At 60.1% G+C, this 20,456-nt stretch carries 19 protein-coding genes; 5 read left to right on the top strand and 14 right to left on the bottom strand.

Annotated elements, in window-relative coordinates:
• Nucleotides 1-61: 61 nt before the first annotated feature.
• Entirely contained in the window at nucleotides 62-490 is a 429-nt protein-coding gene (locus G5287_RS07100; protein WP_421231085.1) for a GNAT family N-acetyltransferase, read from the bottom strand.
• Between the two features lie 179 nt (nucleotides 491-669).
• On the opposite strand from G5287_RS07100, the gene rdgC reads away from it, so the two are divergent.
• A complete protein-coding gene (rdgC, locus tag G5287_RS07095; RefSeq protein ID WP_005347467.1) occupies nucleotides 670-1,581 on the top strand; it encodes a recombination-associated protein RdgC in 912 nt (303 codons plus the stop codon).
• A 191-nt stretch (nucleotides 1,582-1,772) separates the two neighbouring features.
• Nucleotides 1,773-3,554 (top strand): gamma-glutamyltransferase, encoded by a 1,782-nt coding sequence (ggt, locus tag G5287_RS07090; RefSeq protein WP_421231084.1) that lies wholly within the window; start codon nucleotides 1,773-1,775, stop codon nucleotides 3,552-3,554.
• A gap of 134 nt (nucleotides 3,555-3,688) precedes the next feature.
• Here ggt and G5287_RS07085 read toward each other — a convergent pair whose 3' ends face one another.
• A complete protein-coding gene (locus G5287_RS07085) occupies nucleotides 3,689-4,159 on the bottom strand; it encodes an FKBP-type peptidyl-prolyl cis-trans isomerase (protein WP_421231083.1) in 471 nt (156 codons plus the stop codon).
• Nucleotides 4,160-4,333: 174 nt separating this feature from the next.
• The gene (locus G5287_RS07080; RefSeq protein ID WP_005359054.1) at nucleotides 4,334-5,482 is read right to left on the bottom strand and encodes a sodium:phosphate symporter; all 1,149 of its coding nucleotides are present in this window, start codon (nucleotides 5,480-5,482) and stop codon (nucleotides 4,334-4,336) included.
• Nucleotides 5,483-5,730: 248 nt separating this feature from the next.
• Here G5287_RS07080 and G5287_RS07075 point away from each other — a divergent pair, with 248 nt between their 5' ends.
• On the top strand, nucleotides 5,731-6,126 hold the full coding sequence (locus G5287_RS07075; protein WP_254204252.1) for a hypothetical protein: 396 nt from the start codon (nucleotides 5,731-5,733) through the stop codon (nucleotides 6,124-6,126).
• 94 nt (nucleotides 6,127-6,220) lie between these two features.
• Here G5287_RS07075 and G5287_RS07070 read toward each other — a convergent pair whose 3' ends face one another.
• From G5287_RS07070 to G5287_RS07050, 5 genes are all read right to left on the bottom strand, one after another.
• A complete protein-coding gene (locus G5287_RS07070; RefSeq protein WP_216953175.1) occupies nucleotides 6,221-7,567 on the bottom strand; it encodes an APC family permease in 1,347 nt (448 codons plus the stop codon).
• Nucleotides 7,567-7,707 carry a hypothetical protein gene (locus tag G5287_RS07065; RefSeq protein ID WP_005338239.1) on the bottom strand — a complete coding sequence of 47 codons (141 nt, stop codon included), beginning with the start codon at nucleotides 7,705-7,707 and terminating at the stop codon, nucleotides 7,567-7,569. The genes G5287_RS07070 and G5287_RS07065 overlap by 1 nt, the downstream gene beginning before the upstream one ends.
• 647 nt (nucleotides 7,708-8,354) lie before the next feature.
• Nucleotides 8,355-9,704: an APC family permease gene (locus tag G5287_RS07060; RefSeq protein WP_216954322.1), complete on the bottom strand. Its 1,350-nt coding sequence runs from the start codon at nucleotides 9,702-9,704 to the stop codon at nucleotides 8,355-8,357.
• 367 nt (nucleotides 9,705-10,071) lie between these two features.
• On the bottom strand, nucleotides 10,072-11,361 hold the full coding sequence (gene gabT / locus G5287_RS07055; RefSeq protein ID WP_421208590.1) for a 4-aminobutyrate--2-oxoglutarate transaminase: 1,290 nt from the start codon (nucleotides 11,359-11,361) through the stop codon (nucleotides 10,072-10,074).
• A gap of 124 nt (nucleotides 11,362-11,485) precedes the next feature.
• Nucleotides 11,486-12,949 carry an NAD-dependent succinate-semialdehyde dehydrogenase gene (locus G5287_RS07050; protein ID WP_421208591.1) on the bottom strand — a complete coding sequence of 488 codons (1,464 nt, stop codon included), beginning with the start codon at nucleotides 12,947-12,949 and terminating at the stop codon, nucleotides 11,486-11,488.
• 418 nt (nucleotides 12,950-13,367) lie between these two features.
• Here G5287_RS07050 and puuR point away from each other — a divergent pair, with 418 nt between their 5' ends.
• Both puuR and G5287_RS07040 read left to right on the top strand, forming a co-directional pair.
• Entirely contained in the window at nucleotides 13,368-13,904 is a 537-nt protein-coding gene (gene puuR / locus G5287_RS07045; RefSeq protein ID WP_337072501.1) for an HTH-type transcriptional regulator PuuR, read from the top strand.
• Between the two features lie 45 nt (nucleotides 13,905-13,949).
• Nucleotides 13,950-15,227, top strand: coding sequence for an NAD(P)/FAD-dependent oxidoreductase (locus G5287_RS07040; RefSeq protein WP_216953179.1), 1,278 nt, complete (start codon nucleotides 13,950-13,952; stop codon nucleotides 15,225-15,227).
• A gap of 128 nt (nucleotides 15,228-15,355) precedes the next feature.
• On the opposite strand, the gene G5287_RS07035 is transcribed toward G5287_RS07040, so the two are convergent.
• From G5287_RS07035 to tsaA, 6 genes are all read right to left on the bottom strand, one after another.
• Nucleotides 15,356-15,604 carry a DUF3297 family protein gene (locus tag G5287_RS07035; protein WP_005347440.1) on the bottom strand — a complete coding sequence of 83 codons (249 nt, stop codon included), beginning with the start codon at nucleotides 15,602-15,604 and terminating at the stop codon, nucleotides 15,356-15,358.
• Nucleotides 15,605-15,810: 206 nt separating this feature from the next.
• Nucleotides 15,811-16,299, bottom strand: coding sequence for a TIGR00645 family protein (locus G5287_RS07030; RefSeq protein WP_216978340.1), 489 nt, complete (start codon nucleotides 16,297-16,299; stop codon nucleotides 15,811-15,813).
• A 181-nt stretch (nucleotides 16,300-16,480) separates the two neighbouring features.
• Nucleotides 16,481-17,863 (bottom strand): ATP-binding protein, encoded by a 1,383-nt coding sequence (locus G5287_RS07025; RefSeq protein ID WP_216953180.1) that lies wholly within the window; start codon nucleotides 17,861-17,863, stop codon nucleotides 16,481-16,483.
• Entirely contained in the window at nucleotides 17,863-18,537 is a 675-nt protein-coding gene (locus G5287_RS07020) for a response regulator (protein WP_216953181.1), read from the bottom strand. The genes G5287_RS07025 and G5287_RS07020 overlap by 1 nt, the downstream gene beginning before the upstream one ends.
• Before the next feature lie 230 nt (nucleotides 18,538-18,767).
• Complete coding sequence (locus G5287_RS07015; RefSeq protein ID WP_421231082.1) at nucleotides 18,768-19,316, bottom strand: cytochrome b; 549 nt, start codon at nucleotides 19,314-19,316, stop codon at nucleotides 18,768-18,770.
• Nucleotides 19,317-19,604: 288 nt separating this feature from the next.
• Nucleotides 19,605-20,309 carry a tRNA (N6-threonylcarbamoyladenosine(37)-N6)-methyltransferase TrmO gene (tsaA, locus tag G5287_RS07010; protein ID WP_227342267.1) on the bottom strand — a complete coding sequence of 235 codons (705 nt, stop codon included), beginning with the start codon at nucleotides 20,307-20,309 and terminating at the stop codon, nucleotides 19,605-19,607.
• Nucleotides 20,310-20,456 lie beyond the last annotated feature (147 nt).

Genomic DNA, 20,456 nt, shown 5'->3' with positions numbered 1-20,456 from the left:
ATGGAGACAAGATGAGGATGCCCCTTGCTTTTTTCAAGTAAAACAGGGGGCTGGCATCGATTCAGGCCGGTTCGCAGCACATCCTGTATTGGGGGTGGCCGGTAAGGGGATCGGACTCTTCACCCTTGATGACGAAACCGTGGCGACGATAGAAACGCACCGCCTGATCGTTCTCGACGAAGACCCTAGCGTGGAGCGACGCCCCCTGACGCTTGGCCTCCTGCAAGAGGGCATGGCCAACGCCGCGGCCCTGACGGTCGGGGCGCACGAACAGGGCGGCGAGATAGTTGTCCACCAGTGCCATGAAACCGAGCAGATCGCCACGCTCCTCGAACACCCAGATGGCGGCGCGATCGAGATAGCGGGTACGCAGATCCTCTTGGGCCTGCCACCAGCAGGAGGCATCGACGAAATCGTGGGCCTGCAGGGAGGCCAGCAGCCAGATTTCGACGATCTCTTCCATGTCTTCCGGGCGACTGGGCCGCAACATAAATCCATCCTTGGTAACAACTTGTACACTCGCAGTCTAGGGGAACTTGACGGCCGTTCAGGTGATATAAATGAGACCCTGTGAGGTCGATCGCCCTTTATTTAGCGAGAATGATTGGCTGATCACAAAGCGCCTCTCTAGTACAATGCCCGCCGGACAATCTAGAGACCGAGGACGCCATGTGGTTTAAAAACCTGCAGATTTATCGCTTTACCCGCCCCTTTGACCTGACCGTGGATCAGCTGGAAACCCAGCTGGAAGCCTGTGCCTTCACCCCTTGCGGCAGTCAGGACATCTCCCGTTTCGGGTGGGTCAAGCCCCTTGGCAAATTCGGCTCAACCCTGACCCACTCTGCCTCCGGCCACATCCTCATCTGCGCCCGCAAAGAGGAGAAGATGCTCCCCGGCACCGTGGTCAAGGAGATGCTGGCCGAGAAGGTAGAAGCGATCGAGTTCGAACAGGGACGCGCCCTCAAGAAGAAAGAGAAGGAAGCGCTGAAAGAGGAGATCCTCCACACCCTGCTGCCCCGTGCCTTCAGTCGTACCAGCCAGACCTTCGCCTGGATCAATCCGGCCGACAATTTAATGGTGGTGGATGCAGGTTCTGCCAAGAAGGCGGACGATCTGCTGGCGCTGCTGCGCAAATCCATCGGCTCCCTGCCGGTGGTGCCGGTGGCCCTCAAGAACCCGCCCGAGATCACCATGACCGAGTGGCTGAACGAGGGCAATCTGCCAGCCTCCTTCACTCTGGAAGACGAAGCCGAGCTGCGCAGTGCCATGGAGCACGGCGGCATCATCCGCTGCAAGCAGCAGGATCTGATGACGGATGAAATCAAGAACCACCTGGCCAACGACAAGCTGGTGACCAAGCTGGCCCTCAACTGGGGCGAGACCGTCAGCTTCGTGCTGGGGGATGATCTCTCCATCAAACGCCTGAAGTTCAGCGAAGAGCTGCGCGAGCAGAACGACGATGTCACCAGCGAAGATCCGGCCGCCCGTCTGGATGCGGACTTCGCGCTGGTCACCGCCGAGCTGTCCCAGTTTATCCCGGCGCTGTTTGCCGCCCTGGGTGGCGAAGAGCAGTCCATCTAACCGGACTTGCGCCTGTTTGGCCTCTGCCATCCCATCGTAAAAGCCGCCTTCGGGCGGTTTTTTTATATCTGTTACGGATAGCCATTATTGATAGATGAGTAAGATATTGATCTTGTTCAATAACTTGAGCTATCAGCGCCAATCGTGACATAGTCCCTCTTCATGGTCATAAAACAGACAAGGAGAGTGTCATGTTGCGCAAACCTCTGGGGCTGGCTGTCGCCCTTGCCCTGCTGGCCGGTTGTGCCAGTGACAACGGCTTTCACTACACCCCGCCAGCCCAGACCCTGATCGCACCCGAAGCCGCCAGTGGCTGGACCGACAAACAGGGCTGGCAGGGCCATGACTTCATGGTGGCGGCCGCCAACCCGCTGGCGGTGGATGCGGGCTACCAGATCATCAAGGCCGGTGGCAGTGCCGTCGATGCCGCCATTGCGGTGCAGCTGGTGCTGACGCTGGTAGAGCCGCAATCCTCCGGGATCGGTGGCGGGACGCTGCTGCTGGTGTGGGATGGCCACAAGGTGAGTGCGGTGGATGGCCGCGAGACGGCGCCGGCTGCCGCCACCGACCAGCTGTTTATGCAAGATGGCAAGCCGCTGGCGTTTTATGACGGGGTGGTCGGGGGTCGCTCGGTCGGCGTTCCCGGCACCCTGCGCGCTCTGGCACTGGCCCATCAGCGTTATGGCAAGCTGCCCTGGGCTGCGCTGTTCGAGCCCGCCATCACACTGGCAGAACAAGGATTTGTGATAAGTCCACGGCTGGCCACATTGTTGGCCAAGGATCCCTATCTGGCACGGGATCCGCAGGCGCGAGCCTACTTCTATCAGGCGGATGGCAGCCCCAAAACGGCGGGCACCTGGCTGACCAACCCGGCGCTGGCCAGGGTGCTGCGCACTCTGGCCACAGAGGGGGCGGATGCCTTCTATCAGGGGGCGCTGGCGGATGCCATGGTGGCCAAGGTACGCCAACATCCCACCAATCCCGGGGTACTGGCGGCCACCGATCTGGCCAGCTATCAGGCCAAAGTGCGGGATGGCCTCTGCTTTGACTATCGCCAGAGCAAGATCTGCGGTTTTCCTACTCCCTCGTCCGGCACTCTGGCGCTCGGCCAGATCTTCGGCATGCTGGAGAGCCGCGATATGGCGGCCCTCAAGCCGATCACCACGAAGGAGGGGGGACTGGCAGCCTCCAGCGAGGCTATCCACCTCTACAGCGAAGCGGCGCGTCTGGCCTTCGCCGATCGCAACCAGTACGTCGCCGACAGCGATTTTGTCAGCGTGCCGGTGCAGGGGTTGCTGGACAAGGGCTATCTGGCCGAGCGCGGCAAGCTTGTCGGTCAGCACTCCATGGGGATTGCCAAGCCCGGTACGCCGCCACTGGCGCTGGCGCGCGGCAAGGATGCGACCCCGGAACTCCCCTCTACCAGCCATGTCTCGATCGTCGACAAGGCGGGGATGGCCATCTCCATGACCAGCTCCATCGAGGATGGTTTCGGATCGCGTCAGATGGTCAACGGCTACCTGCTCAACAACCAGCTCACCGATTTCTCCTTCACCTCGGTGGATGCCGCCGGTCTGCCGGTGGCAAACCGGGTGGAGCCGGGCAAGCGGCCCCGCTCCTCCATGTCACCGCTGCTGGTGTTTGACAAGCCAAGCGGCGAGCTGACCATGACGCTGGGCTCGCCGGGGGGCTCCGCCATCATCAACTATGTGGGCAAGACCCTGCTCGGTACTCAGGATTGGGGCCTGAACCTGCAACAGGCCATCAACCTGCCCAACTTTGGCAGCCGCAACGGCCCCACCGAGCTGGAAGCGGGACGCACCCCCATGTCGGTGGTCGAGGGATTGAAGGAGAGGGGACACGAGGTGGTGCTAAATGAACAAACTTCCGGCCTGCAGGGGGTTGAGCGAAACGCTGGCGGCTGGTTTGGCGCAGCGGATCCGCGCCGGGAAGGGATCGCCAAGGGGGAGTGAGGTTCCCATAGCAACAAGGCCAGCATAATGCTGGCCTTGTTGCTGATGGTGCGCTTACTGGATACCCAACAGCTTCACATCAAAGATCAGTACGGGCGCTCAGTGGGATATTGCCACTGGAGCATCCTGCGCGGTTACTGGATACCCAGCAGCTCCACGTCAAAGATCAGGACTGATCCCGGCGGGATTTTGCCAGCGGTGCGGTCGCCGTAGGCGAGGTTGGCAGGGATGTAGAAACGGGTCTTCTCACCTTCCACCATCAGCTGCACCCCTTCGGTCCAGCCAGCGATCACCTGATTGAGGCCAAACTCGATGGGCTCGCCACGGGCGACCGAGCTGTCAAAGACGGTGCCGTCCAGCAGCTTGCCCTCGTAATGCACCTTCACCTTGCTGGTGGCGGTGGGGTGAACGGTGCCGGTGCCCGGGGTCAGCACTTCGTACTGCAGGCCGGAGGCGGTGGTGGTTACCAGCGGCTTCTCCTTGTTGCTGGCGAGGAACTCGGCGCCAATCCGCACGTTGTCAGCCGCCAGCTTCTTGTTGTTGCTGCTGGAGTAGAAGTAGTAGGCCACACCGGCGATGAGCAGCGCGATCAGTATGAATTTCATCGGTTTTTCCTGTTCCATGAAATGTAAAAAGTGCAATGAGGACGCCATCTTATCGCGCACCGCCCCTGATGGCGAGCCACAGGGCGGGAGGATGTGAGCGGGCAGGCAAAGCCCGGCGAGCTGGACGCAAAAAGGGGCGAGTCGCTGACTCGCCCCTTTTCATGGCAGCTGCGCTTACTTGGCGGCCACCATCATCAGGGCGGGCAGGGCGAAGAAGAGACCCGTTACATAACCCAGAGCCAGCAGCTTGTTCTCGCTGCCTACCCGGGCCAGCCCCTCGGCGGCGCGCACCGGCAGGTCGCGCAGGAAGGGGATGCCATAGATGATGACCACGGCAAAGAGGTTGAACAGCACGTGGACCAGCGCGATGGTCAGGGCCAGCTGGGCACCGGCTCCGCTGATGGCGGTGGCAGCCAGCAGGGCGGTGATGGTGGTGCCGATATTGGCCCCCAGGGTGAAGGGGTAGAGCTGACGGGTGCTGAACACGCCGCCGCCGGCCAGCGGGATCATCAGGCTGGTGGTGGTGGAGGAGGACTGCACCATGATGGTCACCAGCGCACCGGAGGTGATGCCGGTCAGCGGGCCACGGCCCAGCGCCTTGTGCAGCACCTCTTTGGCACGGCCAACCAGTACCTGTTGCAGCACTTTGCCCAGATAAGTGACGCAGGCGAGGATCAGCAGGATACCGATGACGATAGTGGCGATGGCGGCACCCTTGCCCGGCAGGAAGGCAACGGCGCTGTCAATCAGCTGCTGGGCCGGTGCGGTCAGCGGCTTCATGAAATCCATGCCCTTCATCGACATGTTGGCGGAACCTACCAGCAGGTTGGCCAGCCACTCGGCGCTGTGTTGCAGCAGACCGAACATCAGCTCCAGTGGCAGGAAGATGAACACCGCCAGCAGGTTGAAGAAGTCGTGCACGGTGGCGGCGGCGAAGGCGCGGCGGAACTCGGCGCGATCCCGCACATGGCCCATGGAGACGATGGTGTTGGTGATGGTGGTGCCGAGGTTGGCACCCATCACCATGGGGATGGCCATGCTGATGGGCAGGCCGCCAGCCACCAGACCGACGATCACCGAGGTGACGGTGCTGGAGGATTGCACCAGCGCGGTAGCGAGAATACCCAGCAGCAGGGCGACAAAGGGGTTGTTGGCAAAGGCGAAGATCTGGGCTGCGCCCTCGGCGCCGCCGGAGAAATCTTTGAAGCCGTGGGAGATGGCGCCCACGGCAACCAGGATCAGGTAGACCAGTACGATGACACTCATCCAGTTGAACAGGGCGCGGGTCGCGGGCGGCTGTGACAAGGAGTGATGGTGTTGCATAAAGCCTCTTGAGACGGTCGTTCCGTCTTGGGTTGTTGATGACCCGCGCATTTAATCAATGGTTAATGACAGAAATATGACAACGTGACATTTCGATGATGTTTTTATGACGACGAACTGCGGCGACAGGCGCTGACCGAGCCGGTTGGCTCTGGGGTGATAAAAGGGGGGCGAAGGCACTGCCGCCTTGCCAGTCGGGACGTGATCGCTACACTGCGCCCCTTTATTGGCAAGCAGGAGTAAACAAGATGATGCGTGCATGGATCCTCTCTCTGTCGCTGGGGCTGCTCTCGTCAGGGGCACAGGCCAGCCTGTTGAAAACCGACTGCAACCTCGACAAGGCCCTCAAAAACGAAGCGGTGAATGCCACTCTGGGGGTCAAGGGCAACTGTGATACCAGCAAGCTGGTGAAGCAGGAGAAAGAGAAGGTGAAAGCCGAGGTGCAAAAAGGCCGCACCGACCTGCTGGGCGAGAAGCGCGCCGACCTCAAGGAGAGCGACAACGGTATGCAGCAGAAGATGGACAAGGCAAACCAGCAGCTGCACAAGGCAAACCAGCAGCTGCACAAGGCGGAGCAGGATGCCAAGACCATCGCTCGCGATCCGCTCAAGGCTGCGGCGACCGCTGTGCTGGACAAGCAGTAAGCCGAGCGGGCCCAAGCCCGTGTGACCGGCAAGAGACCGGCAGCAAGAAGGGGAGCCATGGCTCCCCTTCTGTCTATCCGTTATCCGCAAAGGATCAGGCGTCAGCCGCTTCCTCGTACTGACGGAACGGGATGCGGAACACCGCCAGACGCAGGAACAGATAGGTCACGCCGAGGCCAGCCCAGATCAGGCCCAGCTCCAGCGAGCTCTGCTCCAGGTTGATCCACAGAGCACCGATGGTGGCGGCGCCGAGCAGCGGCATCAACAGGTAGACGATGTGGTCCTTGAGGGTCTTGTTGCGCTTCTCGCGTACCCAGAACTGACCGATCACCGACAGGTTGACGAAGCTGAACGCCACCAGTGCGCCAAAGTTGACCAGCGCCAGTGCGGTATCCAGATCAAACGACACGGCGGAGAGGGCCAGACCGCCCACCATCAGCACGTTGATGGCCGGAGTACGGTATTTCGGGTGGATGTAGCCAAACACCCGCTCCGGGATCATGCGATCACGACCCATCACGTAGAGGATGCGCGACACACCGGCGTGAGCCGCCATGCCGGAGGCCAGTACCGCCACCGTGGTGCAGACCAGCACTACGGACTGGAAGAAGGTGCCGCCAACGTAGAGGGCGATCTCCGGCAGTACTGCATCCGGATGCTGGAAGCGGGCGAGGCTCGGGAAGTAGAGCTGCAGGCAGTAGGAGACCACCACGAAGATGATGCCGCCGATAAGGGCAGTCAGCACGATCGCTTTGGGGATCACCTTGCCAGCGTTCGGGGTCTCTTCGGAGAGGGAGCTCAGACCGTCAAAGCCCAGGAACGAGAAGCAGAGGATGGTGGCACCGGTAAAGAGCGGTACCAGCTGTGCTGACTCGAAGTGGAACGGACGGCTGCTCATCAGGGTGCCAGCCCCTTCACCGTGGTAGATGCCCCATGCCATCAGGCCGATAAAGAGGGTGATGATGGCCAGCTGGATCACCACGATCAGACCGTTGAAGTTGGCGACCAGATTGATGCCGCGCAGGTTCAGGAAGGTCATCACGGTCACCAGACCGAAGATGAACACCCAGGGCTCGACGCCCGGGAACATGGCGGTCAGGTAGATCTTGGCCAGCAGAATGTTGATCATCGGCATGAACATGTAGTCGAGCAGGGATGACCAGCCGACCATGAAACCGACGTAGGGGTTGAACACCTTCTGGGCATAGGTATAGGCAGAGCCCGCAGAGGGGAACTTGCGTACCAGATGACCGTAGCTGAAAGCGGTGAGCAGGATGCCACCCAGAGCCAGCAGATAGGCGGTGGCGACCCGGCCATCGGTGATGTCACCGACGATGGCGAAGGTGTCGAAGACAGCCATGGGGGTCAGATAGGCCAGACCCATCACAATCACTTGTGTCAGGGTAAGGGTCTTGAGCAGCTTGGCGTTTTGCGATGCCATTACGCTTTCTCCTCAATCAGTGCCGCAGCACGTGCTTGCAACGAGCGCAGGGATACGATGGATTCGCAAGCCTGTACATCAAGGGCGCCGGGGAGGCGCATACCGGGCTGTACCGGCAGGAAAGCATTAAAACGCCCCATTGTTATCCTCTCAACGTCGGGAGATTGTTTGGCAATCTCGGATATCACTTCCGGAAATGTTCCGGCCTCTTGTGGTGGGTTTGTACTGCACTTCAAAATAGAAAAACCGATGTCGCAGTGAACATCGGTCCTTTATTGGCGGCGTATTGTGCATTCGGTCAGCCCCCTTGACAAGCAAAAAAGGGCGGATTAACGCATTTTTTTGCATACGCAGGGGGCGGGTAAGTGGTCACTCGCCCCCGGCAGCCGTCCCCGAGCCGCTCCCCCCTTTTCGGGGGGTAAGAGAACCCTGTCGTAACGTATGAAAAGTCGGCAAATCGGGGCTGCAGGGTGCATAGCGCCTCAACATTGATCCTGATCATATTTGCCGGCGTTCCCCCGGGCTCGAGTCCAGCGATCTTATCGGCTGGCGGGGGATGGGAGGGGGTGAAATGGAAAAAGAGTGATTGCATATCCATTCACATTAGTGACTAATGATAGGAGGCGACGCGGCTCGGGCCATGGCACGGCGAGCGGTCCGGCTGGGTAGTTATTTGAAATCAGTCACACTTCCTGCAGAAACCGCGTTTCTGGCAACCAGCTCGCCGCAAAAACAACAAGGAGCTCGCAGGCTCCTTGTTTTGTATGGCGGTATGGTTGAGCCGCGATTACTGGGCGATCTCCACCTTGTCAGCAGGTTGTAGCGGGATGCGGAACACGGTGAGGCGCAGGAACAGGTAGATGGCACCCAGCGCCGCCCAGATCAGCCCCAGCTCGAAGGAGGCGGGTTCCAGATTGAGCCACAACACCCCGATGCAGGCGGCGCCACAGAGCGGCAGCAGCAGGTACATCAGGTGATCCTTGAGACACTTGTTGCGGCCCAGCTTCACATAGAAGTGGGCAATCACCGCCAGATTGACGAAGGTGAAGGCCACCAGGGCGCCAAAGTTGATCAGTGCCAGTGCCATCTCGAGATCGAACGATACCGCGGAGAGGGCCAGCAGACCGACCAGCAGCACATTGCATGCCGGGGTCTGCCACTTCGGATGCACATAGGAGAAGAAGCGACTCGGCAGAGCGCGATCACGACCCATTACATAAAGCAGGCGCGACACCCCGGCGTGAGAGGCGAGTCCCGAGGCCAGCACCGCCACCGTAGTGCAGACCAGTACCACCGCCTGGAACAGTTTGCCACCGACATAGAGAGCGATCTCCGGCAGGACTGCATCCGGTTGCTTGAAGCGGGAGATGTCCGGGAAGTAGAGCTGCAGGAAGTAGGACGTGCTGACAAACAGCACACCGCCGATCAGCGCCGTCAGCACGATGGCGCGGGGGATCACCCGATCCGCGTCCGGTGTCTCTTCCGACAGGGTGCTGATGGCATCAAAGCCGAGGAACGACAGACAGAGGATGGAGGCACCCATCAACAACGGCGAGATGTTGATCTGCTCGGAGAAGAAGGGACGGCTGCTGGCCACGGTCCCCAACCCTTCACCGTTGTGGACGCCCCAGGCGATCAGGCCGATGAAGACGGCGATAATACTGAACTGCATGATGACGATCAGGCTGTTGAAGTTGGCCACCAGCTTGATGCCGCGCAGGTTGAGTATGGTCATCACCGCGGCCAGTCCGAAGATATAGGTCCAGGGCTCCACCTCGGGGAAGAGAGCCTGCAGATAGATCTTGGCCAGCAGCATGTTGATCATCGGCATGAACATATAGTCGAGCAGGGAGGTCCAGCCCACCATAAAGCCGACATAGGGGTGAAACACCTTCTGGGCATAGGTATAGGCGGAGCCTGCCGACGGGAACTTGCGTACCAGATGGCCGTAGCTCAGGGCTGTGAACAACATGCCGATGAGGGCAAAGAGGTAGGCGGTCGGCACATGGCCTTCGGTAATTTCGGTGACGATGCCGAAGGTATCGAATACCGCCATGGGAGTGAGGTAGGCAAGACCCATGACCACGACCTGCCACAGTTTCAGGGTCTTTTTCAGACCAACCGGTTGGGCGTTCATCATGCCTGTTCCTCACGCGGTGCCAGGGCGGCACACTCCATCAACGAAACCGGGAGAGAGGCCCGGGAATCAAGGGCGCCGGGGTGGCGCGCGCCGGTCAGAGCCGGCAGGAAAGCATAGAGATGCCCCATGTTGTTCCTCACAGAATGTGGTGTCGGGAGATTGCTGCCAATCTCGCTATCTTTTCCGGGGGTTATCCGGCCTCGTTTATGGGTTTGTTCGCTGCACAAAAAAGGACCGGTGAGATGTGGTGATACCGGTCCTTGCAGTGGCGGCGCATTGTGCATTTGCAGGGCCCCCTTGACAAGTAAAAAAGGGGGGCGAAACTGCATTTTTTTGCACAGGTTAGCGATTGCTTTCCTGCTGGTCAGTCCAGCACGGCCTCCAGCGATTTTTCAAGGAGTCGCAACCCTTCGTCAATCACTGCCGCAGGGGCGGTCAGGGGGGCGAGAAAACGGATGACATTTGCGCGCACCCCGCATGAGAGCAGGATCAGACCGCGCTTGCCCGCCTCGGTCACCAGACGTTTGGTTAGGTCGGGATCGGGCCGGCTGGCATCACGTTGTTTCACCAGTTCCATGGCCACCATGGCTCCGGGTCCACGAATTTGACCTATGCAGTCAAAACGCTCGGCTATGCGTTCCAGTCCCGCCTTGATCTGCTCACCTTGCGCCTGGGCCTTCTGGTTGAGCTGCTCCTCTTCGATCACCTGCAACACCGCCAGCGCGGCGGCGCAGGCAATGGGGGAACCGGCATAGGTGCCACCCAGGCCCCCCGGCTTGGCGGCATTCATGATCTCTGCCTTGCCGACTACTGCAGAGAGCGGGAAGCCCCCCGCCAGACTCTTGGCCAGGGTCATGATGTCCGGCTCGATGCCGGCATACTCGGTGGCGAAGGTCTTGCCGGTGCGGCAGAAGCCGCTCTGGATCTCGTCACAGATGAGCAGAATGCCGTGCTGATCGCAGATGCTGCGCAGCTTTTGCATAAAGCTCGCGGAGGCAGGATAGAAGCCCCCTTCTCCCTGTACCGGCTCGATGATGATGGCGGCAACGCGGGAGGGTTCGATGTCGGCGCTGAAGCAGAGATCGAGGGCGTGCAGGGCATCCTCTTCACTTACCCCCAGATAGTCGGCGGGGAAGGGGATGTGGTAGACCTCACCCGGGAAGGGGCCAAAGCCGGTCTTGTAGGGGACCACCTTGCCGGTGAGCGCCATCCCCATCATGGTGCGGCCGTGAAAGCCCCCCTTGAAAGCGATGGTGCCGCTGCGACCGGTATGGGCGCGGGCGATCTTGATGGCGTTCTCGACTGCCTCGGCACCGGTGGAGAGAAACAGGGTGCGTTTCGGGGTCGGGCCGGGCACCAGGGCGTTGAGCTTTTCGGCAAGCTCGATATAGCCCGGGTAAGGGGTGACCTGAAAGCAGGTGTGGCTGAATTTTTCCAGCTGCTCGCGCACCGCCGCCACCACCTTCGGGTGGTTGTGGCCGGTGTTGAGCACGGCGATGCCGGAGGCAAAGTCGATGTAGCGGTTGCCCTCCACATCCCACAGCTCGGCATTTTGCGCACGGTCGATAAAGACCGGCAGCAGGGTGCCGACGCCGTTGACCACGGCCGCTTCACGGCGTGCTTGCCACGCCTTGTTTGATTCTGACTGACTCATCTTTCCTCCCTGAGGGGCCGCAGCCCCGGATATTCCCTGAAAATGTGGTGGGCGATCTGGCGCCCATTACCGCCGAACAGCCCATCGGGCCAGATCGGCGGCCTGTCGTCTCTGTTTTACTGCCCTAGCGAATGGCGCCAAAGCAGAGATATTTGGTCTCCAGATACTCCTCCAGCCCCTCGGCGGCCCCTTCCCGGCCCAGACCTGACTCCTTGATGCCGCCGAAGGGAGCCAGCTCAGTTGAAATGATCCCCTCGTTGATGCCGACCATGCCGTATTCAAGCTGCTCGGCGACGCGCCAGACACGGGCGATATCGCGGCCATAGAAGTAGGCGGCGAGCCCATAAGGGGTATCGTTAGCCAGCGCGATGGCTTCAGCTTCCGTCTCGAAGCGCACCAGCGGGGCGACCGGGCCGAAGATCTCCTCCTGCAGGATGGGGTTGGTTTTATCCACCTTGCCCAAAATGGTGGGTTGGTAGAAGAGGGGGCCGGCGGGGTGGGCTTCGCCCCCCTGCAGCACTTCGGCACCGGCGGCGACTGATTGCTGCACCAACTCGGCCACCTTGCTGGCGGCAGCCGGGTTGATAAGCGGGCCGATCTGGGTGCCCTCCGCCATACCATCTCCCACCTTGAAGGCTCTGACGGCAGCGGTCAGCTTCTCGGCGAAGGCGTCATAGACACTGGCCTGCACCAGAATGCGGTTGGCACAGACGCAGGTTTGCCCGGCGTTGCGGTATTTGGAGGCGAGTGCCCCGGCCACGGCGGCGTCGAGGTCGGCGTCGTCAAAGACGATAAAGGGGGCGTTACCGCCCAGCTCCAGCGACAGCTTTTTCATGGTGTCGGCGCATTGGCGCATCAGCAGCTTGCCGATGCGGGTGGAGCCGGTGAAGGAGAGCTTGCGCACCACCGGATTGCTGCACAGCTCGTTGCCCACCGCGCTCGCCTGATGGCTGGTGACGATATTGATGACACCGGCGGGGATGCCCGCCTGCTCGGCCAACACCGCCAGCGCCAGCGCGCAGAGCGGCGTTTCTGCGGCGGGTTTGATGACGATGGTGCAACCCGCTGCCAGCGCAGGGCCCGCCTTGCGGGTGATCATGGCAATGGGGAAGTTCCACGGAGTGATGGCGGCGACTACCCCGACCGGCTGCTTGATGGTGGCCAGCCGGCGATCGCCGCTAAAACCCGGGATGGTGCGGCCGTAGGCGCGCTTGCCCTCCTCGGCGAACCACTGGATAAAGCTGGCGCCATAGGCCACCTCGCCCTTGGCTTCCGCCAGCGGCTTGCCCTGCTCGCAGGTCATGATGCGCGCCAGCTCGTCGCTATGGGCTGTGATGGCGGCAAACCAGGCGTAGAGCTTGTTGCTGCGCTCCTTGGCGGTCAGCGCAGCCCAGGCGGGTTGCGCCGCGTGGGCGGCCGCGATGGCGCGGCGGGTATCCTCGGCATCCATGTCGGGCACCTGGGTAATGACGGCCCCGCTGGCAGGATTGGTCACCTCGAAGGTGCGGCCGCTGGCGGCCTCGCACCAGTGACCAGCTATATAGGCACGGGATTTGATCAAGCTTTGATTGGAACTGGTAGCGGACATGGCAAGCCTCGATGATGAAACCTGGCAGCAAGGTGGCGATGATGCGGCTCATCCTGTATTGCTGCCGTATAAAATAATAAGCACAGAGAGACCATAAATTGAGCGCAAATGTTTTTCAAGTGTTAAATATATTTGAATTGTTGGTGTGTCGCATGCTAGAAATTGGGCTGTGTAGCGCAGTTTAACTAGATGAACAGGGTATCGCATGATAAGTGGTGTGCAAAATAATGAACGCCAGGCTGTGTAAGATAGCAAACAGTGATGCCATGGCTGGTCCGCTATTTTAACCAGTGGCAACAGGGAGGTGGCCAATGTACCAACGTGACAAGGGAATCGATGGCGGAGGCCTGCCATGAGCGGGGCGCCAACCCAGAGCAGCAGTACCCGCTCCGGTCAGGGGGCTGCACGGCAGGCGAGCATGGGGGAGCGGCTGGCGGCGGTGCGTCATCAACTGGGGCTCTCCCAGCGGAGGGCGGCCGAGCTGAGCGGCCTGACCCACGGTGCTATCTGCATGATCGAGCAGGATAAGGTGAGCCCCTCGGTCGCCTCGCTGCAAAAGCTGCTCACCGTATATGGCTTGCCACTGTCACGCTTTTTTGCCGAAGAGGAGCTGAGTCGCCCGCCGCAGGTGGTGATCAAGGGTGATCAGTTGATCGAGCTGGGCAGTCAGGGGGTCTCGATGAAGCTGGTGCACAACGGCAACAACCGCCGCCAGCTCGGCTTTATGCTGGAGACCTACCCCCCGGGCACCGACACCGGTGGTCAGGTGACCCACCAGGGAGAAGAGGTGGGCACTGTGCTGGAGGGTTCGGTGATCCTGACCGTGGCAGGAGAGAGTTATCAGCTGGAGGCGGGTGACAGCTATGTGATCGACACTGGCGAACCCCACAGCTTCAGCAATCCGTCGGGGGAGACCTGTCGCATCGTCAGTGCCCATACCCCGGCCAGTTTTTAATCTTGGAATAGGGTTTGCCAACCAAACCGGTAAGGAAACAGGATCATGACCGAACATGTAAACAGTTACTACGCAGCCAGCGCCAATAAACACGCGCCCTACCCGACACTGACCGAGCAGCTGGAGTGCGATGTCTGCGTCATCGGGGCGGGGTATACCGGCCTCTCCAGTGCCCTGCATCTGGTGGAGAAGGGCTACAAGGTGGTGGTACTGGAGGCAGCCCGGGTCGGTTTTGGCGCCAGCGGCCGCAACGGCGGCCAAATAGTCAACTCCTACAGCCGCGACATTGATACCATAGAAGCGAACTGCCCGCCTGATCAGGCCAGGCTGCTCGGTTCCATGCTGTTTGAGGGGGGGCAGATCATCCGCGAGCGGATCAAACGCTACAACATCCAGTGCGATCTGCAGGAGGGGGGCGTCTTTGCCGCCGAGACCGAAAAACAGTTCCACGAGCTCAAGGCGCAGCAGGCGCGCTGGCAGAAGTGGGGCAACGACAAGCTGGAGCTGCTCGATGCCAGAGGCGTGCGCGAAGTGGTGGCGAGCGATCGCTACGTCGGCGCCCTGCTCGACAAGAGCGGCGGCCATATTCACCCCCTCAATCTGGCTCTCGGCGAGGCTGAAGCGATCCGCATGCAGGGTGGGCAGATCTTCGAGCAGTCAGCCGTTACCAGCATCACCCCGGGCCAGCCTGCTCTGGTCAAGACCGCCAAAGGAGCGGTGAAGGCGCGCTACATAGTGGTGGCCGGTAACGCCTACCTCGGCAATCTGGTGCCCGAGCTCGCTGGCAAGAGCATGCCCTGTGGCACCCAGGTGATCGCCACCGAGGTGCTGGGGGAGGAGCGGGCCCGCGAGCTGCTGCCGCAGAATTACTGCCTGGAGGATTGCAACTACCTGCTCGACTACTACCGCACCAGCGCCGATCACCGGCTGATCTATGGCGGCGGCGTGGTCTATGGCGCACGGGATCCGGCAGATATCGAGCGGCTGATCATCCCCAAGATGCTCAAGACCTTCCCCCAGCTTAAAGACGTCAAGGTGGAGTACACCTGGACCGGCAATTTCCTGCTCACCCTGTCGAGGCTGCCACAGTTTGGTCGCATCGGCCCCAACATCTACTACATGCAGGGCTACAGCGGCCACGGTGTTACCTGTACCCATCTGGCGGGCAAGCTGCTCTCCGAGGTGCTGAGCGGTCAGGCGGAGCGTTTCGATGCCTTTGCCAAGCTGCCGCACTATCCCTTCCCGGGCGGTCGCCTGTTCCGCATTCCCTTCACCGCCGCGGGCGCCGCTTGGTACACCTTGCGCGATCGGTTGGGGGTATAAGGGCTGCCCGGCGAGAAATATGGTCTGGTGCTGGCGACGATGCGAGCGCAGATGCCAGCACAAATGCCGAAAAACAGAAGGCCACCGCGAGGGTGGCCTTCTGTTTTACCCGAAGCGGGTGGCTGCGATTAGCTGTAATAGGCTTCGACGGTGCCCTTGAGTTTGATCAGGATGGGTTGACCACGGCGATCCAGCGCCTTGGGGGAGGGGATCTTCACCCAGCCTTCACTGATGCAGTACTCCTCGACATCGGTGCGCTCTTTGCCGTTCAGGCGAATACCGATCGGGTGCTCGAAGCAGGCTGCCACATAGTGAGGGCTGCGGGGATTGCAGGAGAGGTGATCCGGCAGAGCCGGTTTGGTGCTGGTATCGCTCATCGATATAACCCGAAATGAATAAAAAGTGGGTCATTGTAGAGAATGCCGCCATGGCATTCAAGGCGACCACAATACCGGCAAAGGCGGGCGGCCATCTATGTTGGTGACTTGCTTATCCCCGTTGCCAATCCATCCCCTGCTCGGGGCGACCGCTATGCCCGGTCCATGTCGTGTTATCGGGCATAGCGTCTATCGCAGGCTGACTTCTATTTGCGGGTCAGCTTGTCGAGGTAGCCCATGGCGAAGGCCGAGAGGACAAAGGTGATGTGGATCAGCAGGTACCACTTGATCTTGTCATTGGGGAGGTTCTCGGCATTCATAAACACCTTGAGCAGGTGAATGGAGGAGATGGCGACAATGGAGGCGGCGACCTTGTTTTTCAGGGAGCCGGCATCGAGCTTGCCGAGCCACACCAGTTTGTCGTTCTCATCCCCTACATCGAGACGCGAGACGAAGTTCTCATAGCCGGAAAACATCACCATCACGATAAGTCCCCCTACCAGGGTGATATCGATCAGCGACAGTGTGACCAGCACCAGATCCACCTCTTTCATCTCCAGTATGTTGGGCAGGATATGGAGGATCTCCTGAAAGAATTTCACCCCCAGTGCCAGCAGTATGAGGCTGAGCCCAAGATAGATGGGGGCCATGATCCAGCGGGATGCGTACATCAATCTTTCAAACATGTTTTCCATAGTGCGATTAAAGATCCATCAAATGGTTAACAAACGAGTCGGCCATAGCTTAACCGAGATGCATCACATCTCAAGTATCTCGATAGCATATTGCTGAATTGGGTGGTGCCAGGCGGGATTTTTTAACCCCGGGGAGGGCGATGGAGCGGTTGGCAGGGCTAGTGGCCTTGCCCATCCGGTGTCAGGGAAGATCCAGGGTAAAGCGGGCACCGCCGAGGGGAGATTCATCGACCCGGATCTGGCCGCCGTAGCTGTGAACGATCTCGGTCACGACAGCCAGACCGATGCCCTGGCCGGGCGAGCTGTCAGCGCGCACGCCACGCTGAAAGATCTGCTCCGATTTGGCCGGATCGATGCCCGGGCCATCATCTTCTACCTCGATGCGTAACCGATCGAGATGGCGGCGTACCGTCACCTTCACTTCGCTGATGGCAAATTTGCAGGCGTTGTCGAGCAGGTTGCCCATCAGTTCCATCAGATCGCCCTGTTCGCCGTGGAAGAGGGCATCATCATCGAACTGGAAGTGGGTCTGCAGCTTCTTGTGGCGATAGACCTTGGCCAGACTGGCCAGCAGCTTCTCGATGAGCGGTACCGGCTCGGTGCCCTTGCTGGCGAGGCGCTGGCGACCGGTGACGGCTCGTCTGAGTTGGTACTGGATCATCTGATCCATGGTGAGGATCTGTTCATTGATGTTGTCGTGGATCTCCCTCCCCAGCTTCATTTCGCGGGTGGTGATCTGGATCAGCGCCAGCCGTGTTTTCAGGCTGTGAGCGAGATCGTTGAGGGCATGCTGGTAGCGCTGGGTCTGCTGGCGTTCGTTCTCCAGCAACTGGTTGATGGAGTCGGTCAGCGGGGCCAACTCCCGTTCAAAATCATGGGCGATAGCATCCCGCTTGCCTGCCCGGATATCGTCGAGCTGATTGGCGATAGTGCGCAGGGAGCGGAGGCTCCAGAAGGTGGTGAGCAGCAGCAGCCCGGCAAGCAGCAGATAGGCGAGCAACGCCTGTTTGGCCGTCTGGTAGAGGTAGGCGCGGGACTCTTCGTGATAGCGTTTGGCCGAGTCAATCATCACCACGTAGTAGGCTGTGGTGCCGCTGCCGGGATTGCGGGTAAAACGCAGGCTGTAGACAAAGTAGCTCTCGCCGTTCTTGATGGTGTGCTTCTTGAAGAAGTAGTCGAGATCCATTCCCCCCAGATACTTCATCAGGTCCCGACAGATGGTCTGTTTGGCCTTGATCACCTCCGGCATATGGAGGCTCGACCAAATCAGCTCGCCATCGGCACGACAGATCAGCGTATCGAGATTGCTGTTACTGACCTGGCGGGAAATGCGCCCGATCTCGGTGGCTTCGCTGTTGACTGGCTTGGTAGAGGAGAACATCTTGGCCAGGTTCTCCTGCATGCCGGCGCTCGCCTTCTGGCTCTGCTCCTCCATGTGGCCGAGGTAGAGAGCATAGACGGCGAACCCCATGCTCAGTGCGATGACCAGCAGCGAACTGAGCAGCAGTTTGATGTGCAGAGAGCTGCGGAGCATCCTGATGGGACGTGGCAGATGAAACTGCATCAGCTACAGGAGAGGTTGAAGATGTAGCCCTGACGACGGATGGTCGAGATGGGTTGAATCGTCCCTTCCGGATCCAGCTTTTTGCGCAGGCGGCTCACCATCACCTCTATGGTGTTGGGATCCCCCTCTCCATCGCCGTAGAGCTGGTCGAGTAACTGCTGCTTGGAGACCACCTGACGGGCGTTGCGCATCAGGTACTCCAGAATCAGGTATTCAAAGCTGGTGAGCACTGCCACTTCACCATCGATGGTCAGCTCCTTGCGGGAAAGATCCAGCTCGTAATCACCGGCCTTCACTCTGGGGGAGATAAAGCCGGCGCTGCGGCGCATCAAGGCATTGAGGCGGGCCAGCAACTCATCTTTCTGGAACGGTTTGACCAGATAGTCATCAGCCCCCGCCTCCAGTCCTTCGACCTTGTCCTGCCAGTTGCCACGGGCGGTCAGCACAATGATGGGGAAGGGGATCTGCCGTTCGCGCAGTTGGCGGATCAACTGCAAGCCATCCATATCGGGCAGACCGAGATCGATGATCGCCACATCAATGGGGTAGTCGGCGGCATAGTGCAACGCAATTCCGGCCTGATCGGTGCTGTATACCTGATTGTTGGCTTCGGTCAGCAGAGAGGAGAGGTGGTGATTGAGCAGCTTGTCGTCTTCGACCAACAGAATTTTCATGATGTGAACGGTCATAGGGGTCCAGACTGTCAATTAGAAAGTGTATGTCGCTTTGAGTCAATTCGAATCCTATCGTGCAGCTCCTGTATCGGGACTGAATCATAAGGCGTTCTGCTTGTAGAGACCTGTCAGAGGCCTGAGCAGTGGGCCGCTTCAGAGACACCGGTCTTGTCGCGTTCAAAAAACAGAAGGGGCAATGTGTGCCCCTTCTGTTTTTGTTCTGCTGCTTGTTAGCTGCGGCGCAGCGGCAGCATATTGGTGAGGGTGTTGTCTTTGAGAATATGGTGGTGATAGAGGGCCGCCACCGTGTGCAGGCCGATCAGGGCGTAACCGATATTACCCAGGGTCTCGTGTACCTCCTTGATCAGTCCCTTGAGATCCGGACTTGGGGAAAGCAGGGCAGGCAGCTCAAGCCCGAAGAAGGGGATGGGCTTGCCCGCGGCGCTCAGCAGCAGCCAGCCAAACAGCGGGGTAAGAATAAGAAAACCGTAGAGGGCGAGGTGGGCCAGTTTTGCCAGCTTGTGCATGAGCGGGGATAGCTCGGGCACGATACGGGGTGTCGGGCTCATCCAGCGCAGGGCCAGTCTGACAAAGACCAGGGCGAAGATAAGCAGCCCCAGCATAAAGTGCCACTCCTTCATCAGATCCCGGCCAGGGTCCCCCTTGGGAAAGATATCGCGAAATTCGATCAGGGCGTAGACGGCGATCATGGCCCACAGGGTCAGCCAGTGCAGCCCGATATTCAGGGTGCCATAACGTTGTTCACTGTTCATCAGCATAGGTTTGTTCCTTCGAAGTGTTGTCACATCCGTGTGGCATCCCCGCACTCAAGCGTGTCGGGGCGAGGCCTGATACCTTGGCGGCAATAGCCGGGCTGCCATGCTTGCCATCAACCGGCAGTCTGCCGCTGGCATCAGTCAGAGAGGAGATACCCTCTACTGTCTGCATGGTATCACTGGTAACCGAGCGGATAGTCTGATCAATGCCACACAATTTACAGGCTCATTAAGCCCCTTGTGATGTGAAGAAGGCGTGAAATAGCATCAGTGATGTCGGCCCGCCCAGGTTCAGGCGGGCTCGATGGCCAGCACCACGCAATCCGGCTCGCTGATGCGAAAACGGACGTTGCAGTCAAACAGCCGCACCCCGTACTCCTTCTCATCGGGCTTGCCCTTCTTGTAGGCGGGGCGCGGATCTTGTGCCAGCACTTCGCTCACCAGCTGGCGCAGCTCGGGATGGGCATTGAGCCAGGGTTGCAACTGCTGCTCGGCCTCGGCACTGAAGTTCACCGCCAGCGGCGGGGTGGGTGCGTCGGGGGCAAAGCCACCACGGGCATCCGGCAGGCTGTCGGCATAGGGAATATAGGGTTTGATATCGACGATGGGGGTGCCATCGAGCAGATCCACCGCCCCCAACTCCAGCCACAGCTTGCCCCGCTCGCGACCGACCCCGTGCAGCTCGACCACCGAGAGCCCTAGCGGATTGGGGCGGAAGGTGGAGCGAGTGGCAAAGACGCCGACCCGTTCGTTGCCGCCAAGGCGCGGCGGGCGCACCGTCGGGTGCCAGCCCTGCGCCATGGTCTGATGAAAGACGAAGCTGAGCCACAGATGGGAGAACTGCTCGATGCCGCGTAGCACATCCGGCTGATCGTAAGGGGGGAGCAGCTCGAGGCGGGCGCGGGCCGATTTGACCAGTCCGGGCTGGCGGGGGATGGCGAACTTCTCCTTGTAGGGAGAGCGGATGATCCCGAGGGTGTCGATTTCGAACTTCATGGCGGATCCTGACTGAAAACCCCGGCAATTTAGCACAGGCGGCCCCAAAACGCAGGCTTGGCCTCGCTACGCCCTTTTCTGCGACGCTGCCGTGATCCCTGTCCCATCCCGGCCAGTCGGGGGCTGTGCCCGCGCGCCAAGTTGCGT

Origin of the sequence: Aeromonas sp. 603079 (assembly GCF_049172135.1) — a bacterium.
Classification (GTDB): Bacteria; Pseudomonadota; Gammaproteobacteria; order Enterobacterales; family Aeromonadaceae; genus Aeromonas; species Aeromonas veronii.
Note: the sequence above shows the minus strand (reverse complement) of the source record. Positions and strands in the feature narration are given on the sequence as shown.

Bases quoted from the DNA above. Each gene is read 5' to 3' on its own strand.
- G5287_RS07060 (WP_216954322.1), bottom strand. From the start codon at position 9,704: ATGAACGCCCAACCGGTTGGTCTGAAAAAGACCCTGAAACTGTGGCAG.
- rdgC (WP_005347467.1), top strand. From the start codon at position 670: ATGTGGTTTAAAAACCTGCAGATTTATCGCTTTACCCGCCCCTTTGAC.
- G5287_RS07065 (WP_005338239.1), bottom strand. From the start codon at position 7,707: ATGGGGCGTTTTAATGCTTTCCTGCCGGTACAGCCCGGTATGCGCCTC.
- G5287_RS07080 (WP_005359054.1), bottom strand. From the start codon at position 5,482: ATGCAACACCATCACTCCTTGTCACAGCCGCCCGCGACCCGCGCCCTG.
- tsaA (WP_227342267.1), bottom strand. From the start codon at position 20,309: ATGAAGTTCGAAATCGACACCCTCGGGATCATCCGCTCTCCCTACAAG.
- G5287_RS07100 (WP_421231085.1), bottom strand. From the start codon at position 490: ATGTTGCGGCCCAGTCGCCCGGAAGACATGGAAGAGATCGTCGAAATC.
- G5287_RS07040 (WP_216953179.1), top strand. From the start codon at position 13,950: ATGACCGAACATGTAAACAGTTACTACGCAGCCAGCGCCAATAAACAC.
- G5287_RS07015 (WP_421231082.1), bottom strand. From the start codon at position 19,316: ATGCTGATGAACAGTGAACAACGTTATGGCACCCTGAATATCGGGCTG.
- puuR (WP_337072501.1), top strand. From the start codon at position 13,368: ATGGGGGAGCGGCTGGCGGCGGTGCGTCATCAACTGGGGCTCTCCCAG.
- G5287_RS07070 (WP_216953175.1), bottom strand. From the start codon at position 7,567: ATGGCATCGCAAAACGCCAAGCTGCTCAAGACCCTTACCCTGACACAA.
- gabT (WP_421208590.1), bottom strand. From the start codon at position 11,361: ATGAGTCAGTCAGAATCAAACAAGGCGTGGCAAGCACGCCGTGAAGCG.
- G5287_RS07035 (WP_005347440.1), bottom strand. From the start codon at position 15,604: ATGAGCGATACCAGCACCAAACCGGCTCTGCCGGATCACCTCTCCTGC.
- G5287_RS07050 (WP_421208591.1), bottom strand. From the start codon at position 12,949: ATGTCCGCTACCAGTTCCAATCAAAGCTTGATCAAATCCCGTGCCTAT.
- G5287_RS07085 (WP_421231083.1), bottom strand. From the start codon at position 4,159: ATGAAATTCATACTGATCGCGCTGCTCATCGCCGGTGTGGCCTACTAC.
- G5287_RS07020 (WP_216953181.1), bottom strand. From the start codon at position 18,537: ATGAAAATTCTGTTGGTCGAAGACGACAAGCTGCTCAATCACCACCTC.
- G5287_RS07030 (WP_216978340.1), bottom strand. From the start codon at position 16,299: ATGGAAAACATGTTTGAAAGATTGATGTACGCATCCCGCTGGATCATG.
- G5287_RS07075 (WP_254204252.1), top strand. From the start codon at position 5,731: ATGATGCGTGCATGGATCCTCTCTCTGTCGCTGGGGCTGCTCTCGTCA.
- G5287_RS07025 (WP_216953180.1), bottom strand. From the start codon at position 17,863: ATGCAGTTTCATCTGCCACGTCCCATCAGGATGCTCCGCAGCTCTCTG.
- ggt (WP_421231084.1), top strand. From the start codon at position 1,773: ATGTTGCGCAAACCTCTGGGGCTGGCTGTCGCCCTTGCCCTGCTGGCC.